The sequence below is a fragment of the Desulfosporosinus sp. Tol-M2 genome (assembly GCF_059735615.1).
In genome coordinates, this window is record NZ_JCAIJG010000101.1 from 1 (window position 1) to 1203 (window position 1203).

A 1203-nucleotide genomic window follows, 5' to 3' on the forward strand; every position below is an offset into this window, starting at 1 on the left:
TGTTCTTGTTCGGGCGTTTTTTTCGGCCAACCCAAGGTAGAAAAAGGCCAAAGTCCGGAAGAAAACCACGTATCTAAAACGTCAGGATCTTGCAGCAGCCGGTTTGCTCCGCATGTAGGACAGGTTAAGGGATCATCACCCGCACAGATCTCCAGACCACAATCCTCACAATACCAGACCGGGATGCGATGTCCCCACCACAGTTGGCGAGAAATACACCAATCCCGGATGTTTTCCATCCAACCAAGATAAATCTTCGCAAAACGATCCGGAACAAATTCCAACCGCCCATCTTTGACGACTTCTATCGCAGGCTTCGCAAGGGGCTCCATTTTCACGAACCATTGTTTACTCACCATTGGTTCTATCACGGTGGAGCAACGATAGCATTCCCCAACAGCATGGGCATGCGGTTCGGTTTTAAGGAGGATCCCTTGAGCCAATAACTCCTTCGCTACGGCAAGGCGTGCTTCGAAACGATCCATCCCTCTGTATGGGCCTGCATTTTCATTCATTTTGGCTTCTTTATCCAAGACGACAATCTGGGGCAATTGATGACGCAGCCCAATCTCAAAGTCATTCGGGTCATGCGCGGGGGTGATTTTCAGCGCACCGGTTCCAAACTCCCGATCGACATAGTCATCCGCAATGACCGGAATTTCCCGCTCCGTAAGGGGAAGGAGCACTGTTTTCCCAATTAAATGCCGATACCGCTCATCGTCCGGATGCACCGCCACGGCCGTATCCCCGAACATGGTTTCGGGCCGGGTGGTTGCCACAACGAAAGTCTCGTCACTGTCTTTTACCGGGTAACAGAGGTAATATAAATTCCCTTCACGATCGACGTGTTCAACTTCAATATCCGAAATCGTAGTATGACATTTGGGGCACCAATTGATAATATAGTTTCCACGATAAATCAGCCCTTTATTATAAAGTGTAACAAACGCTTCCCGAACCGCCTGCGAGCACCCTTCATCCATCGTAAAACGCTCGCGTTCCCAATCACATGACGCGCCCAGGCGGCGTAACTGCCGCGTTATTTGCCCCCCATACTGCCGTTTCCAATCCCAGACCCGTTCTAAAAATTTTTCACGCCCCAGCTCAAGGCGATTCGTTCCTTCTATAGCTAACTGCTCTTCCACTCTGGCCTGAGTTGCTATCCCCGCATGATCTGTCCCGGGTAACCAGAGGGTGTTGTAG

The 1203-nt window shown here is 50.5% G+C and carries 1 protein-coding gene; it reads right to left on the reverse strand.

Features of this window, described 5'->3' with window-relative positions; all coding sequences use genetic code 11:
* Window positions 1-1203: valine--tRNA ligase (gene valS, locus AC6I5A_RS07035; RefSeq protein ID WP_034613487.1), on the reverse strand; the 1203-nt coding region annotated here is incomplete at both ends.